Origin of the sequence: Streptomonospora nanhaiensis, assembly GCF_026642255.1 — a bacterium.
Taxonomy (GTDB): Bacteria; Actinomycetota; Actinomycetes; order Streptosporangiales; family Streptosporangiaceae; genus Nocardiopsis; species Nocardiopsis tropica.
The window spans coordinates 4,916,762-4,933,903 of record NZ_CP113264.1 but is presented as its reverse complement, the minus strand read 5'-3'; the positions used below and the strand labels follow the sequence as shown (position 1 = coordinate 4,933,903).

At 72.3% G+C, this 17,142-nt stretch carries 1 protein-coding gene; it reads right to left on the bottom strand.

Annotated features, from left to right (window positions below; genetic code table 11):
* Window positions 1-28: 28 nt before the first annotated feature.
* Window positions 29-16,780: an ADP-ribosyltransferase gene (locus OUQ99_RS21370; protein ID WP_267945574.1), complete on the bottom strand. Its 16,752-nt coding sequence runs from the start codon at window positions 16,778-16,780 to the stop codon at window positions 29-31.
* Window positions 16,781-17,142 lie beyond the last annotated feature (362 nt).

Genomic DNA, 17,142 nt, shown 5'->3' with positions numbered 1-17,142 from the left:
ATCCCATGGTGATGTGGGTGCAGCACGCTCAGAGCGAACCGTCGTTCTTGAGGGTGAACCAGGCGTCGAGCTGGAAATCACTGATCTCCGCGCCGTCGCGTTCCCAGAGGAGTGCGTTGAGCGCCTTGATCTCCGCGTGCCGGGCGGGTATGTCGTTGAACGGGTAGGGGGTGGTCTCCGGGCTGCCGTCCGCCCTCGTCACGGGATTTCCGTCGGCACCGTACACCTGGTAGCCCCCGTCGCTGTACATGGCGTCGAAGCGCTCTTTCAGCTTGGGGTGCAGTTCGTCCTCGGGGATGACGGAGTACGTGGTCCTTCCGTTGTGCCCTTCCGCCACTTTCCCGCTGACGCGGTCCACGACGATCGCGTTCACCGCGCCGTTCCTTCCTCCCGGGTCCCCGAAACTGATGGCGGCTTCGGTGAAGGGGCCCGCGTCCGGGCCCGAGGGGCGGTTCGCCTTGGTGTTGTGGAAGGTCCCCGTGTCCACCCTCACGGGGGTCTTTCCCCTGAGGATCTTCTTGACCTCCTCGGCGCGCCTGACGAGCAGGTCGCTCTGGAAGTCCTGTAGCGGTTTCCCGTCGACCGTGATGATCCGGTCGTTGTCGTCCCTTCCTGTGCGGTTCTCCGGAATGGTGCCGATAACCCTTCCGTTCGAGAGGTCGCTCGGGAACCGGGGGTCTCCGTCGGGCCTGTCCTCCAGCCCGAGGGCCTCGACGGCCGGTCGGTCGTCGCTTCCCTGGTTCTCCTGGGTGCCGTCCTGGCCGGGCTCCTCGGCTCCGGCGGGCGCGTCGCTCGACGGGTTCTGCCCGGTGCCGGCGGGGGCGTCCCCCGGGGGAGCGGTCGCGGAGTCGGATCGCGGCTGCGCGGAGGAGTGGCTGCCGTCCCCCTGGGGGGCTGGGGCTCCGCTGTTGCCCTCGGAGCCGTCATCGCCTGCGGAACGGTCGCTGGGCCGGTCACCGTCACCGCTGCCGGATCGGTCAGCGCTGTTGCCGCCGTTGCCGCCGTTGCCGCCGTCGCCTCCGGACCTGTGACCGCTGGAGCCGGTGCCGCCTCCGGCGCCGTCCTCGTCGTTGTCCTTCTTCCGGTCGCTCCCGGGGGCGTCCTCGGCGTCGTCCTCGCTGTTCTCCTCGTCGCCGTCCTCGTTCTCGGGCGTGTCCTGGTCCTCGCCCTCGGACCGCTTCCGGGACGGGTTGGTCCCGGCCACATCGGGCGCCGTCTCGGGGGACGAGGCATCCTGGGTCCGGTCGTCGTCGATGACAGGGGCGGGCTCCGCGGTCGTCTCCTCGCCGGAGGGTGTGCGCGTGGTGTCCTGCGCGGAGTCGCCGTCCCCCTTGTCCACGGTGCCGTTCAGCTCCTGGGCGAAGAACGCGAACAGGTCGGCCGCCGGGCCGGAGATCAGGGGCGCCTGTTCGGCCGGGGGCGCGGTCCCCTCCTGCTGGGAGGCGTCCGCGCGGTCCTGGGGCAGGGTGGAGGAACCCTCGTCGCCCCGGTCCTGGGTGAGGGGTCGGGTGGCGGGGGTTTCCTCAGGGGTCGGTCGGGACGGGGGACCGGAGGTTTCCTCGGGGGCCGGTCGGGACGGTTGCGTGCTCGTTCGGCTCCGCGGTGGGTTGTCGGGGGCCGGTTCCGTCCCGGTCGGGGCGGGGGAGCGCGGTTCCTCCCGTGCGGTCTCCGTCGGGGGGACGGGCCGGCTCTCAGGAGCGCTGGGGGTCTGTGCCCGGTCGGGGGAACCCTGCGCCGCACGGCCGCCGAACGGTTCGGTGCCGTGCTGGGAGGGTCCGCTCCCGCCCGGTCTGGTCGTGGTCGGCAGCGACCACCGGGCCCTCCACTCCTGCCGCAGGCGGTCCTCCTCCTCCGGTGTGCGCGCCCTGTGCTGCCAGTTGGCCCTCCAGTCCTGCATGGCCCGGAGCCGGTTGTCCCACTCGCTCCGGTCCGGGTCCGTGGAGGGGGCGGGCAGGTCAGGGGTCTGCGGTCGGCGGGGAGCGGGCTGCTCCTCGGAAGCGCGGCCGGTCCGCTCGGGGGAGCTCTGCCGGCCGTGGTCCCCCGTCGGGCCGGTGTCGGCCGGGGACGGCCGGTCGCCCTCGGAAGGGGCCGGGCTCGACGAGCGCAGCCGCTCCAGCCGCAGCCGCATGTCCCTGAGTGTGTCCGAGTCCGGCGTGGACGCCTCCGAGAGGGTGTCCTGGTCCGCAGGGAGGTCTGTGCCGTGGTCGGGTCCGGTCCCCGTGTGGAGGGGGAGGCGCTGCCCGTCGAAGGTGAGCACCGCGTCCAGGGCCGCCGCGGCCATCTCCTCCTCGGACGGTGTCGGCTGCGGCCGCTGGTCCCGATCCTCCGCAGGCCGGTCCTGCTGCTGCGGTGCGCTCGGGGCCGTGGAGGGACCGAGCAGGGCGGTGGTGTCGGACTCCGGGGGGAAACGCTGCGCTCCCCGGGCTTCGATCCAGGCGATGTCGTCGGGACCGCCCAGGTCCGGGTCGTACCGGAACCCTTCGGGAACGGCCGGGCCCACCGCCAGGGACCGTTCCATGAGCGATCGCATCAGCTCTCTGCGTTCTTCCCCGCTGAGCGAGGCCGCCTCCGGGTAGTGCCTGTCGAGCCAGCGGGGGCGTGGTGCCTCCTCCTCGTCGTCACTGACGTCGTACAGGTTCTCCTCGTCGTTCGCCGTGTATCTGTCGGCGGGGCTGTCGGCGCGCTCCGGGGCGGGGCCGCGACGGGTCTCGGCCTGGTCGCCGGGCAGGGCCGCCTCGTGCCGGGACGGCCCGTTCCCGTCCTCCCCCGTCGGCGTCGCCCACATCCTCGGTCTCCGGACCGTCGCGGACTCGGGCCGGGCGTGCGTTTCGGAGGAAGGGCCCGAACGCTGGTCCGTGTGGCTGAGGGGCCCCTTCGACTGGTTGCGTGAGTGGCGTTCCGGGCGGTTGTCGGCGGGAGCGGTCTCGTTGCGGGAGGAACCGTCCTGGCCTTGGAGGGCCCTGCCCATCACTGTGTCCCGTGCCAGTTTCTGCCGCGCCCGTTCGAGCACCTCGGCCGCGCTCGGCTCAGGTGCTTGCCTCGGCACGTCTACCTGCGGCCGGTTGTCGCGCTCGGGCAGCTCGGTGGTCGCGGGGTCCGGGGTGTTCCTCTGCGGGGGCTGGGGAGGCGCTTCCTCCTCCCCGGCCTCCCGCGGCCGGATGTTGAGGGCCGAGCCGAGGGTGTCCAGGAGGTTCGGGTCGGTGTCCCGCTGTTCGGTGTCCTGCTCGGGCTGCCGGCCCTCCTGCCCGGGCTGCCGCTCGGGCAGCTCGACGGCCTCGGGGTCGGCGGCGGGGTCAAGGGCGTTCTGCTGCGGTGCCGGAGCAGGAGGAGACGACGGCTCCTCCTGGATGGTGTCGAGGGCCGGCGCGGTCGCGGTGCGCGGCCGGGGCAGGGACGAGAGGTCGCCCAGGCCGTCGCGCAGTTCCCGGAGTGCCGTCACCCAGTTGCGTACCGCCTCGTCGAAGTCCTCCCGCCGGTCCTCGTAGGTGGTCTCCAGGTTCCTGTAACGCGCCTGGACCTGCGGGTCGTCGGGTGAGGCGATGCGGTCGGAGGCCGCTTTGTCCAGAGGCCAGCGCGCGTTGAGATAGGCCTTCTCCGCGTCTGCGAGCGACTGCTGGATCGCAGCGAAACGCTCGGTCAGGGGGGCGATCCGGTTGGCGTGGTCGGGCGTGATGATGCCCGTCCTCACCGCGTCGCCGTGGGAGATCCACCGGGTCGTCTTCACGGTGGTCCCGCCCTGCTGCCACCGGGCCGGGCGGGTCGGGACGGACGAGGGGGTGCTCCGGCCGCCGAAAGCGCCGCGCACCGCCCTGCCCGCGGACGCGGCCTTGTCCCCGACGTAGCGTGCCGAGCGCTTGTACCAGGGGCCGCTCAGCTCGGTCCTGGCCCCGATGAACACGTCGGTGTCCATCTCGACCAGGTAGCCGGGTCCGGTACGGACGCGGTCGGAGTGGGGAGGCTCCTTCGGCTTGCTCCCCCGTGCGGTGTCGCCTCCGGACGTGGACGATCCCGTGTTGTTGGCCGAGCCGTAGTGGGTGGCCGTCGTCGGAGGCCCCGTTCCGGTGCGTCCCGAGGGGCGCGCCTCGAAACCCATGGTCGTCGTGGACGACTCGTTGTGGAACGGGGAGAAGGTCCTGCCCGTCTCCGAGGAGTCGGTCAGGCGCATGCTCGGGTTGTAGTCCTTGATGCGCGCTGTCTCCGGGTGGGAGACGGCGCGCATCATCCACGTGGTCGGGCCCAGCTCGGGCAGTTCGGCGCCCGTCTCCGAGCCGGCCTCGGCGAAGGAGGCCTTGATGCCGAGTTCGGTGAGCGTCTGGTCGATGGCGTTGTTGCGGGAGTTCAGCTTGAGCTTGTCCGCCACGTAGTCGGCCGCCTTCCCGACGGCCTCCGGGGTGTAGCGCCCGTCGCTGACCGCGTCCGCGGGCGGGTTCCAGCCCCACGACTTCGCCAGGACGATCCGGCCGAGGTCGAGGATGTCCTTGCCCTTGTTCTCGACGGACGCGAGCAGGGTCAGGGCGTCGTTGAAGGCGTCTCGCGACCCCGGGCCCCCGGCGGGCGTCAAGGAGCGCGCCATGTCGGTCAGTGAGGCGTAGTTGTCGTTGGAGGGGTTCTCCGGAGCGGTCCGGTTCCCCGTCTGCTGTCCGCCGGGCTGTCCGTTGTTCCCTGCGGGGGTGGCGGTGTTGCCGTCGGTGGTCGTGCGGGTGGTGGTGTTTCCCCGGGTGGTGGTGTTGCCGTCGGTGGACGTCCGGGGTGTGCCGTTCCCCCCGGTCGTGCTCGCTTCGTTGCGTAGGTCGAGGGCGAAGGCCGGGTACAGCTCCTGAGTCCGGCCCGAGTTCCCCGTACCGGTGAAGTCGCGCCTGCGCGAGCCCGGGGTTTCCCCCAGGAGGGAGTTGGCCCTGCCCTGCTTCTCGGAGATGTGCAGGTCGAGTGTCAGCCGCGTGTCGGACGACACCCGCGCGTAGGGCGTCTCCATGGTCAGCTGGGTGGAGCGCTTGTCCGTGTCCCGGACGATCCCGCCGTCGCCGCGCGCGTTCGTCGTGGTGCCGTCGCCCTGCAAGCCCATCAGGTAGGGGCGGCTCGCCGGGGCGGTGCCCCCGGGCTGGTCGCCCCCCGACTGGGGCAGCGGTGTCAGGAGCGAGCCGTGGGCCCCGTGGAACGCGGAGCTCTCGCTGCCCTGCTGAAGCCTGTCCCCTTCCTCCGAACCCTGACGCTGTCGGTACTCCGTCTTGCCGCCCAGGTACTCGACCTTCGCGTCGTCCCTGTCGAGCCGCAGTCTCACGGTGGCGTCCAGGGACAGCGGCGTGCTCGTCGGGGCGTTGAGGTTCCCGATCGAGTGGTCGATGGGGCTGATCTTCACCGTCACCGGTACGCCGGTGTTGGGGTTGAGTCCGGTGTGGGACTTGAGGGCCTTCAGGATGATCTCCCGGCTGCCCTTGGTCAGCTGCCAGCCCTGTGAGGCAAGGTCGTCGACGAGGCTCTGGACGGCCTCGTCGGGGTCGACCGGATCGAGCATCGTGCCGGAGTCCTCGAAACCCGGGCGCGGTTTCACGGACCCGGGCGGCTCCGGTTCGGGCTGGGGGACGCGGACCAGCTCGCCGTCGACCTCCAGGACCCGGTCCTCGACCATGCCCGACGCGTGGGCGTCGCGGATGTGGATCAGTCCGGATTCCAGGTTGTCGGAGTCGGCCTGCCATCCCCGGTAGCGCGCGTCGCGGGAGAAGGTCGGTCCGATGCTCCAGTTCTTGACGAACTCCAGCGCCTGCGTGACGCGCCCCGAGGCGGAGTAGGAGTACGACATCGGGATCTTGGGGTGGAACTCGACCGACTCGTTGAACCGCGACGTGGGCTTGGTGAGGGTGTAGCGGTCGAACAGGCTCTTGCCCGCGGAGGGGCCGAGCTGGATCAGGGGGGCGCCCGCGGAGTTGGGCGCGGGCGCGGTCCCGCCCGCGGACTGCTCGGCCGGCTGTACGGGGTTGGGGTTGACCCGGCCTCCGCCCGTGGCCAGGACGGTCAGGTCGGTCCTCCTCCCGTCCCTGGAGAACACCTCCAGGGTGTTCTTGCTCTTGAAGACGACCGCGCCGTCGGACTGCTCGAAGCGGTCGACCGAGTCGATGTCGAGCCGGGTGGACGACGTCGCGCGGAGGTGCATCGGGGAGAGCGCGCCCCCGCTCGACTCCGTGCGGGTGCGTGCGCCGGTGGAGGAGCGCGCCGCCGGGTTGTCCGTGAGGTTCTCCGGGGAGAGCGCGTTCTCGTAGAACTGTCTGCTTCCCTCGCCCCGTCTCAGGAAGTGCCGCAGCTTGCGCTCGTTGCCGAGCCCCCTGGAGGGGCGCGGGCCGTCTGCGTCCCTCTCCCAGGGCGCGGTGGAGGAGAAGCTCTCGTAGGCGGCTTCGAGCAGGCTGCTCACCCGGTTGCCGTCACCGGTGGTGAACCGGGTGTTGACGTTCTCGACGGTGGCGGGAGTGCTGCGGAGCTTCTCGGCCCGGCGCTGTTCGACGGGGCGGGTGTCGGGGGTGTTCTCCGCAGGGTTCTGCCGCCCGGTGGTGTCCTGCGCGGTCTCGGTGTCGGGCGCCCGGGTGGTTTCGGTGTTCTGCTGCCCGGTGGTGCCGTCGTCGTTCGTGCGGGTGTCGTCGGCGCCGCCCGTGGTTTCCGTGGCCGGCGGTCTCCGGACGTCGCCGGTCCGGGAGTCGGTGTTCTGTCGGCCGGCGGTGTCCTCGTCGGTCGTGGTGTTCGGCCGGTTGGTGTCGGTGTCGGGGGCTGCTGTTCGCTGGTCGCCGCCGGTCCGGGAACCGGTGTTCTGCTGCCCGGTGGAGTTCTCCGGCGCCGGGGCGGGCGCCTGTTCGACCGGGGGCCGTCGGCTCTGCCCGCCGCCGAACAACCTCTTGACACCGCCGGTCACGTCGCGCGTCTTGCGGACCCTGTCCGGCGTCGGCCTGGTGGGACCGTCGATCATCTCCCTGACCTGATCGACCGGCAGCGGTCGGATCCGGGTGACCCGCGGGGCGGGGGCAGCGTCGTCCCGGCCGCCGCGTTCCCCGCCCGGCACCGCCTTGGCCGTGTCCATCGTGGCCAGCGCCTCGATCGGGCGGCTGAGCAGGTCCTTTCCGCGGTCGGACAGCGGAGTGTCGCCGCCCAGGACCATGCCGAGGTCGTCGTCCTCGTAGAGCCTCGCCCTGAACCGGACCCCGGAGTTCCAGACACTGGAGTCCTCCGCGTACTGGATGGTCCTCTCGCTCTGGGACTTCATGCCCAGGCCCCGGCTCTTCCCCTTGGTGTCGCTCATCTGGAGGGCGACCGAGAACACGCCGCCGTCGCTCGGGTTGCCGGCCGCGTCGACGGCGTCGATCCGGCGGATGTAGCCGCCGGAGGAGAACCGGAGCGTCTTGCGCTTCTGAGAGCCCTCCGCGGTGGTGATCTCGGTCCCGCCCGCGTACTCGCCCCCGGTGCCCCTCGTGGTCTCTCCGGCGTGTCTGAGCGAGGAGAAGTCCGCGCTGATGCGTACCGCGACGAACGGGGAGCGCATCACTTTCTGGCCCGACTCGAAGAGCGCGCCGGGGTTGAACCTTCCCGTGTCGATCAGGTGGATGGGCCGGCCGTGCAGTGTCAGGCCGTCCGTGCCGCCCTTGAAATCGGACGCGGAGATCGCGTCCATGACCCTGTGGGTGTTGAAGACGGCGGTCTCGTGGTCGCGCCGGAAGGGACGGTGCTCGCGCGTGGAACCGGTGAACGGGCCACTGTTCTCGTGGCCGGGCCGCCGGGCGAAGTTCTTCGGGTCGCGCGCCATGTCGGGCAGGACCAGGCCGGGCAGCTTGTCGGCCAGCCCGGTCAGCACCTCGTGCGCGATCTGCTGGTAGATGCTGCGCTGCTGCCCGTCGACGTCGCGGTACTGGCTGCCGTCGGGCCAGGTGAAGTCGCGGGGCACGGCCCCGTGGAAGGTGACCGGGTGCTCCTCGGCCAGGTTCGGACGAGGGGGCCGCGGGTTTCCGGGCTGTTCGTCTCCGGACGGGCGCTCTCCGGAAGGCCGCTCGCCGGGCGGTCGTTCCTGCTCCGGCCCGCGCTCCCGTTGCTGATCCCGGCCCTCGTTCCCGGTGTCCCCGTTCCGTTCGCCGCCCGGCGCACTCCGGTTCCCGTCGTCCCCGGACCGCTGGTCGCCGGTGGCGTCGGGAACGGTCCCGGGGGTGTTCACCGTCCCGGGCTGCGTGTCGCCCCCCTCGGTCCGGACGGGCTCGGGAGGAGCGGGCACCTTGTCCGGGGGCTCGTCCCCGTTCAGGATGCGGGCCTCCTGGACGGTGAGGATCTCGACGGTGTCGCCCTGGAAGCGGTACACGTCGGGTTCGCCGTCGAAGTGCACGTAGTAGTTGCGCTGCACGTCGTAGGCGGACGACTCGGTCTTGCCGTAGTTCATGCGGTTGACCGATCCCGACGACACCTGCGAGCTCTCCGCGGTCGACCGTCCCCGCACGCCCCCCTCCACCGCCAGCGCGTCGACGCGGGCCCTGTGGGTGCCGCCCACGGCTCCCGCGTCCACGCTGACGCCCGCGCCCAGGGTCCCGCCGAGGAAGTCGCTGTGCCGGAGTGAGCTGCCGCTCTCGTTCTCGGCCTTGTTGCCCTTGATGTACTTCGCGGGCTGGATGGTGTGGGACTTGGCGTCGTAGGCGGTGGGCACGGACTGGACGCTCACCAGCCGGGGCCTGCCCGAGGGGTCGGTGACGGTGAAGACCGCGGGCGCCGAGGTCATCTCCGACAGGTTGTTGCGGATGGACTTCTTGGAGAAGGACTCCCCGACCTGGTCGCGGAAGGCGTCCAGCTTCTGCTGCCTGCGCCTGTCGACGAACCCGGGCGTCACCTTGTCGACCGCGGACTTCCACCACCCGCGGTCCCGCTCCGGGGACCACAGGTGGTCGGCGATCCAGTCGGGGAAGGACTTGTCGGAGGACCCGTCGCTCAACCGGATGTCGCCGACCGACACGGGGTGCCCCTTGTCCGCGTGCGGTCCCACGGGCCTGTGGTCGTCGTTCCGGCCGCGCTGGTGGTCCTCGGTCGCGAAGGGGTCCCGCAGGTGGATCGTCTCCGGGCCGGTGTTGGCCACGACCTCGCCCGGAAGGATCAGGAGCACCCCGTCGGAGGACTCGGCCAGGGCGTTCACGGCCTGGTCCGGCGGGGTGTCGTCGGCTGGAGCGGTGTCGTCGTCGGAGCCGGTGCCGTTGTTCGGGTCGGTGCTGCCCGGCGGAGTGCCGCTGTTCGCCTGGGTGGTGCCGCCGGCCGCTGCCTGCCTCGGGACGTGGACGGGGGTCAGATCGAAGGACATGGTCAGGTCGGAGGCGTAGACCTCGGGCTTGCCCTTGATCTCGTAGCTGGTGTAGCTGTCGTGGACGCTGACCGCCGTGTCCACGGTCTGCCGTTGGCGTGTTCCCCCCGAGAAGCTGAAGGTGAAGCGGGGGCCGATGTCGGCGCCGCCCACCGTGCCGAGGAGCAGGGGGGTGACCTGGAACCCCACTCCGACGAACTTGGTGCCGCCGTGGTTGCCGCTGCCCTCGGCAGGGTTGGCCTCCCCTGCCTCGTCCACCAGCTTCAGCTCGGTGGAGGCCGTGCCCTGTTCCGGCTGGGTGGGTGCGTGGTGGAAATCCCCGCGGGAGGAGCGCAGTCGCAGATCCGCCCGCCAGGTGGAGCCGTCCGCTCCGGTGACCGTCGTGGAGAACCCCTCCGGTCCGAAGAACACGCCCGTCTGCTTGCGCGCCTGGGCGTCGACCTGCTCCCTGACCGCGTCGCGCACGGTGGCGTCGACGTGTCCGGCGTCGTTGGCGAGGGTGTCGTCCACGAACGAACGCAGGTGCTCGGCGTGGACCATGCTGGAGTTGACCAGGTTGGATGTCAACAGGTAGCCGAGGTCGTAGGGGACGCCCGTCCGGTCCGGCCGCACGGAACCCGGGTAGTTCCGGGGCGCTGGCTCCTCCCGTGGCCGGGTGTCGCCGGTGTCGGGCTGCGGGCGCTCCGTGTCCGTGCCGACGGTGGTGTCGGTGTTCTCCTGCGGTGGCGGGGGCGGAGGAGGCTGTTCCGTGTTCGCGGGGGGCGTGGTGTTCCTGGTGTCCGTGGTGAGGTCGGTGTTCTCCTGCTGGGGCGGGAGCGGTTGCTCCGTGCCCGTGGTATCCGTCGTGTCCACGGGGTCCGCCGTGTGCACGGGGTCTGCGGTGGAGTCGGTGTTCTCCTGCGGTGGCGGGGGCGGAGGAGGCTGTTCCGTGTTCGCGGGGGGCGTGGTGTTCCTGGTGTCCGTGGTGAGGTCGGTGTTCTCCTGCTGGGGCGGGAGCGGCTGCTCCGTGCCCGTGGTGTCCGTCGTGTCCACGGGGTCTGCGGTCTCCACCGTGCCCGTGGTGTCCACCGTCTCGGCGGGCCCTGCGGTGGTGTCGTGCTCATGCTGCTGGGACGGGGGAGGCTGTTCCGTGTCCTCGGTGTTCGTGGTGACGTCGATGTCGACGGGCTGCGCTGACGGCTCCGGTTCGGCGCCGTCGTTCTCGGTCGGAGCGGGTGCGGGAGGCGGGGGAGGCGCGCCCTCCTCGTGACCCCCGTCCTCGGTCCGTGTCCGCGCCTCCTCTGTGGGCACGCGCGTCTCGGCCTCGGGCGGCGCGGGCGGGCGCACCGCCTCCTCCGTCGTCTTCCCGGTCCCGGTGGTCAGCGGGTCCGGCGGTGTCGCCTGTCCCCGCGAAACGCCGGTCTCGGCAGGGGCGGCCTCGGTGGTCCCGTCGTCCGTGTTCGACTCGGGCGCCGACGGGGCCGGAACCGGTCGCGGGGACGGTTCGGCCCCGGGGCCGGAGGACTCCTCCCCGGTCACCGGTCCGCTCCGGACGGGCGGGGTCTGCGTGTTGAGGGCGCTGTGGAACGTGTCCAGGGGCGAGCCCGCCGCGGGGTGCGCCTCCGGCCCTCGCTCCGTCCGGTCGCTCGGGGGTGTGCCGGTCGCGGGGCCGGGGGCCTCCGCCAGGTCCGGCTTCGCGTCGTCGGGGTCGGTCAGTCCCAGTCCACGGGCGAGGGAGTCGAGTTCGGCGTCGCTCATCCCGGTGCCGTCCCCGTCCGGGTCCCGTACCTCTCCGGCGATGTCGGTCACGGCGAGGACGACGGGGTCGCCGGAGCCGACCGGGGCGGAGAGCCCCATCGCGTCCATGCGCATGTTCAGTCTCATGCGCGCCGTGGAGCCCGGGGGGGTCAGGTCGGCGATGGACCGCGCCCGGGCGAGGGCGGCCGCCGTCGCGGCGGCGTCGCCGAGGGAGGCGGTCACGTCGCCGAGGGCGATACCGACGGCGATGCTCGCGGCCACGTTGACGGTGCGGGTGAGGCTCTCGTGCCGGTCGGCCGCGTCCTCCGCGGCCGTGATCGCGGCGCGGCGCCGGGTGTCCGCCGTCTCGGCGGCCGCGCGCGCCTCCTCGACCCGGGCCTCGGCACCGTGTCCGGTGGTCCGTGCGGTGCGGGCGGCGATGTCGGCGGCCTCGTAGGCGATGTGGGAGGCACGTTCGGCGTCGTCGCGCGCGGTGTCGGCTTCCGAGACCCGTGTGAGGGCCGTGTCGCGCTCCCGTGCGGCGTCGGTGATCCGGTCCGGGTTCTCGGGGTCCACCTCGGACGGCTCGGGGATCGCGTCCCGGGCCGCGGCCGCGTCGGCGGCACCGCGCGCGGCGACGCTCTCCGCGGCGGCGGCGAGGTCCGCGGCCAGGGCGACCGTGGCCGCGACCGCCTCCGGGTCGGTGTCGGAGATTTCCGAGGCCAGGTCCCCCAGCCGCTCGGCCGCGTCCCGCAACTGTTCGAGGCGGCCGATCGCCGGGGTCCGGCCGGGGCCGTCGGCATCCCGCAGAGCGGAGACCAGGTCCGCGGTGAAGCGTTCCGCCGCCCCGCGTATCCCGGCCAGGGCCGCTGCCGTGTCCTCCGCGTCCAGGGCCCGGTCGATGCGGTCCAGCACCTCGCCCGTCCAGGCCGGGGCCGTGGCGGCCCCGTCGTCGTGCGCGGGGGGCAGGATCTCGGCGTGGAAGAGGTAACCGCGCCCCCAGGGCTCGACCGCGGTGATCCGGTAGCGGGTCCCCCGGGCGAGGATCACCTCGCGCTCGCCGGGGTGTTCGCTCCGGTCGCCGACCCACAGCCCCCGGGAGCCTTCCGGCACGGTCAGCCGCATCAGGTCGATGGGGGAGCCGCCCGCCGCGGACGGAGCGGTACCGAGGGAGATCGAGAGGTACCCCTGTTCCACGTGGGTGGTCCCCGCGAGGGTGCGGGGATCGGTGCTGCCCTCGCCCAACAGGTGCCGGTGGTGGTACATGCCGTGCACGGCCTCGAAACCCTCGGGGAAGGGTCGGCCGGTGGCGCGGTCCAGGCGCCGGAGCAACGCCAGGACTTCCGAGGAGTCGGGGAAGTGCGCCGGTTCACCGCGCAGGGCGAGGGAATCGGCGATCTCGCCTGCGCGTCCGGAGCGCTCGCGGAGGTTCTCCAGCGCCGCCTCCGGGTACCGGTTGCCGAGGACGCCTTGCACGATCCGCTCCTGCTCGGGGCTCAGTCCGCCCCGCTCCGCGGCTTCCTCCAGCCGTGCCAGGCCGGGCCACCGGCCGCCGCCGATCTCGTAGACCTGCCATCCGGGGTGGGCCCGGCTCTCGTTTCGGATGCGGTCCAGTTCGGCCTGCACCGTCGCCTCGTTCAACGGACTCAGCCGCGCGAAGCGGTTCAGCCAGGGGGAGCGGGTGTAGGCGGAGACCGTGTCCTGGGTCGCGGTGGGGAGCACGTCGAAGGCGTTGGGGTTGTAGCCGGGGTCGTGCAGGAGGTCGCCGTAGCGGTCGGCTTCGGCACCGGTCGGCAGTCGGCGGATCGTCCCGGACCCGGACGCGGCGGGGCCCTCGTTGTCCGTCGCTGTCCGGCCCGGCGTCGACGACTCCCCGGACTGTTCTTGCGGGGCCGGTGCGTCTCCGTCGCCGTCCACCAGCGCCGTGTTGACGGTCGTCACGGTGTCCGGTGCGTCGTAGGGGGAGGGGCCCCGGTCTGCGGGGTCCTGCATCGCGTAGCGGACGTAGTCCGTCGTGAGCTGCCCGCCGGGCTGCCAGAGCCGGGCGCGGACCGGGTCGTGGCGGTCTTGCAGGTGGCGGCCGATGCCGCGGGCCAGGGACTCGGCGTCCCGGACGCGTTCGGCAGGGACGGACTCCCCGCTCAGCGGGACGCGCCTGTTGGAGGGGTCGGAGACGGTGTACACCAGTGCCTGGGCCAGCGCGCGCGCCTCGTGGATGGAGCGGTTCTCCGGGGCCGGGCCGTCGACCGGGCGCAGCAGCCGCCAGAACTCGGCCCCCAGCGCCCGCGCCCGGGGGATGTCCTTGTCCGCGAGGGCCCGGGTGAGTTCGGGCAGGCGCTCCAGGACCGACGCGGCGCGGGCGTCGGCCCCCGGGTCGATCCCGGGAGCGGTGGGGTCGGTGCGCGTGGCTCCGGGGGTGGGGGAGCCGCTGTCCGCGGCGCGCTCGGGGCCGGCGGCGGGCGGCGCCGCAGGCGCGTCCGTGTTCTGGGTGGGGGTCGGAGTGCCCTGGGTCGTGTCGGGTGTGGTGGCCTCGGTGGCGGGCGGGGCGTGCCCGGCGCCCGGTGCCGGCGTCTCGCTGTTGGGCGGGGTTGTGGTCTCCCGGTTGTCGGTCGTGGCGGGGGGCTCCACGGTGGCGGGGGAGGGTGGGCTGTTGCGTCCCGGACCGGCCTGAGCGTCGGTGAGCGGTTGCGGACGGGGCCGCGGTGTCTCCGGGTCCTGTGGGACACCGTCCGTGTTCCGGGACAGGGTCGCTCCGGGCGTCTGGCCCTCTCCGGCGGGGGAGTCCTCGCGGCTCTCGTTCCCTGACCGGTCCCTGTCGTCTCCCGACCGTTCACCGCTCTGCTCGCCCGACCGGTCGCCGTCGTCGGACCGTCCTGTGCCGTCTCCGGCCTGGTCCTCGTCTCCGTCCTGGGGGCGGTCGTCGTTCCGGGGGGTGTCCTCGCCGCGCTGGTCGGGCTGTTCGCCGTCGCGGTCGGAGGGGGCGTGCCCGGTGTCCTGCGTGTCCTGGGGCGGTGCGCTCTCGGAGGTGGTGTCGGTGTCCTGCTGACCGTCGCTCTCGGTGACGGGAGACGGGGGCAGCGGGACCCCGGCCGGTGAGGTCTGCTGTTCGGGGTCGGAGGTGCCGTGGGGGACCGCACGCGGTTCATCGGTGGCGGTGGGGCCGTCGGTGGTCGTGGTCTGCGGAGCGGGCGGGGTGCTCTCGGTGGTGACCTTGGGGGCGTCGCCGGTTGGGCGCTGTGGGGACGGGTCCGGGGTGCGGGTGCCGTCGGTGCGCTGGGACGGACGCCCACCGTTGTCCCGTTCCGAGGGCGTGGAGCGCTGGTTGTTGTCGGTGGCCGTGTTCTGCGGTGTGGTCGCGGGCGGTGGAGCTGCTTGGCCGATCGGCGCGGCCACGAGGGGAGGGGCGGTGTGCTGCTCGGGGGCGGGGGTGGAGCGGTCGGCCTGGTTCGTGTTGCCGGTGTCGGGTGTGGTCTGGGTGTGGGGTGTGGTCTGTTCGGTTGCGGGGGGCTGGGTCGCCATGGGGTTGTCGGGGACGATGGCGTTGAGGAAGTTGACGGTCAGGGGTCCGTCGTTCATGCCGGGGTGGAAGGGGTCGTTGCCCAGGCCGGGGTGTTTGGCCTCGTTGGTCCCGAAGGGGTCCTTGGCGTCCTCGGGGGACTTGAAGGGGTCGGGGTAGGGGGCGCGCACGTCCTCGTCCTGGTGGACGCGGACGGTGTCGTCGTTGGGTTGGTGGCGGTCGCGGTCGTCGGCGTCGCCGAAGTCGGAATCGGTGTCGCCGAAGTCGCTGTCGGTGTCGCTGACCAGGTCGGGGACGTCGTCGATGTCGGAGAGGTCGTCGCGGTCGCCGGTGTCGTGTGAGGCGGTGGCCGGGTGGCCGTCGCGGTCGGGCCGCCTGTCCTGTCCACGGCCGTCCCCGTCCCCGCGGTCGTCTTGTCGCGGGGGGCCGTCGCCGTCGCGTTCGGGGGACCGGTCGCCGCCCTGGCCCGGGAGGTCGTCCCCGCCCGCCCACGGGCCGGGGATCTCGGGGCCGGTGCGGTGGTCGGTTCGGTTACCGGTGCTGTCGGTTTCCGTGGGCGGCGGGTTGGTGATGTCGGGTCTGTCTTTGTCGCTGAACAGGTCCAGGCCGTGCAGGGCGCCGTCGGTGGCGCCTTGTTGGATTCCGGCCTGGGTGGCGCCGGCGGTGGCGGAGTAGCCCGAGGCCTCCCAGCCGCGTCCGTCGGCCAGGCTGCCCAGGCCCTCGCCGAGGTAGCCCTCGAGTGCTCCGGTGCCGATGCTGCCGCCGACCTGTTGGGTGTAGGCGCCGGTGGTGGAGAAGTACTCGCCCAGGGGTTTTTGCAGGTTGGTGGGGACGTCGGCGAGGTGGTCGCGCATGTGGGGCGGGAGGCGGTCGCCGATGGTGTCGCGCAGGTGCCGGCCCAGGTCGGGGTCGTTCCAGTGGCGGGCCAGGGTGGTGGCGTAGTCGCGTCCCAGGTCGCGCGCTGCCGCCTCGCCCAGGTGGTCGCCGAAGTTGCGGGCGAACACCTCGGCGAAGTCCTGGCGTGCTGCGGCGGCCTTGGTCGCGTTGTCGAAGGCTCCGGCGCCGACGGGGCTGGCGGGGTTGTAGGGGGTGAGGAACTCGTCGTTGTGGCGGCCGAACACCTCGGCCAGGTCCTTGTTCAACGACGGCGGCGGGGGCGGTCCCTCTTTGGGCGCGGGCACGGGTGTGGGACCCGTGTCCTTGGGTGCGGGGGAGTCCGGCCCCCGGTCCGGGTTGACCGGGGGGTCGTCCTTGACCGGTCCGGCCGGGGGGTCGTCCTTGGGCCTGGCGGGGGGTCCGTCGGGACCGCCACCGCCGCCGGGGGGTGGCGGGGTGTCGGTGTCGCGGTTGAGGGGCGGCGGATCGTCTTTGACCGGCCCCGAAGGCGGCCCGTCGGGGGGACCGGTGGGCGGTCCGGGCGGGGGCCCGTCGGGGGTCTCGCGCAGCGGCGGGCCGACCGGGGGCGGCCCGCCGGGCCCGTCGGGTCCGGTGCGGATCAGCGGGGGCGGGTCGGGCAGGAGTTTGAGGTCGGTGAGGCCTTTGCTGAACAGGTCGGACAGGTGTTTGCTGAAGAGCCCGTCCATGCCGGCGGAGAAGACCGCGGAGAGCACGCCCTCGATGGCGGCGCCCTTGTGGGCGCTCGCGGTCAGGGCGCTGTCGCGGTGGTGGCGGGTGCCGCGTCCGATCTGGATGCGCTGGATGATGCTGTCCATGCTCGCGAAGATCTGGCTGATGATCTGGTGGCCGGGCACGGTGATGAGCAGCCAGGTCAGGATGCGGCGCATGGCCAGGCTGCGGATGGCCTTGAAGATCGGGATCCACTTCAGCGAGGCGCCGAAGGTGAACTTGGCCATGGCGATGGCCCAGGCGATCTCGGCCAGGAGCTGGACGAACTGGCCGATGACCATCATGTGCATGTACTCGACGTTGGCGCGGGCCTTGAAGAGTTCGGCGGACATGACGGTGGAGTTGTCGCGGGCCGAGCCGACGTAGTTGTTCTCGCCTCTGGTGAACTGGTCCAGGGAGCGTTCGTAGCGGTCGGCGGTGTGGCCGTCGAAGTGGCGGCGGGCGTGTTTGCGGCTGAGGTCGAACAGGTCCTCGAGCACGGCCAGGCGTTGGTCCAGGGCGGTGTAGATCTCCGAGGCGCGGCCGAGGTTGTTGATGCCGGCTTTGGGGACCTGGATGCCGGTGAGGACCTCGATCGCTTTGCGTGAGGAGTCGGACATGTTGTGGTCCAACGGCATACGCGATCCCTCCCTCTACCCCCTGGTACCGCTGCGCGGGCACGAAACTAGCACCGGAGAAGTCGCGTGAATCGGTGGCCCATTACCCTGACCGAAACCCTTGCTGAGGTTCCTCCGGTTGATTTCCGAAGGTCATGGGCGCGAACCGAAAGCAGCGGGGTGTTTCTGGAACATGTTCCACTCGGTTGCTGTGCCTGGTATTTCCGCAACGGTTTTCCTGGGGCCGACCGGGTATTCCCTTCCTGTTTCCCTCCCGGCGGGGTTCCGCTCGCGGTGGAGGGTCAGAGGCCAGGTGGGGGTACTGGTAGGTCCGTGTCGTCCGACATCGGCGTGGCATCCGTGAAAGAGCCGCCCCGGTTCTG

What these genes read in the sequence shown, in the direction of transcription:
- OUQ99_RS21370 (WP_267945574.1), bottom strand. Translation starts at nt 16,780, where the DNA reads ATGCCGTTGGACCACAACATGTCCGACTCCTCACGCAAAGCGATCGAG.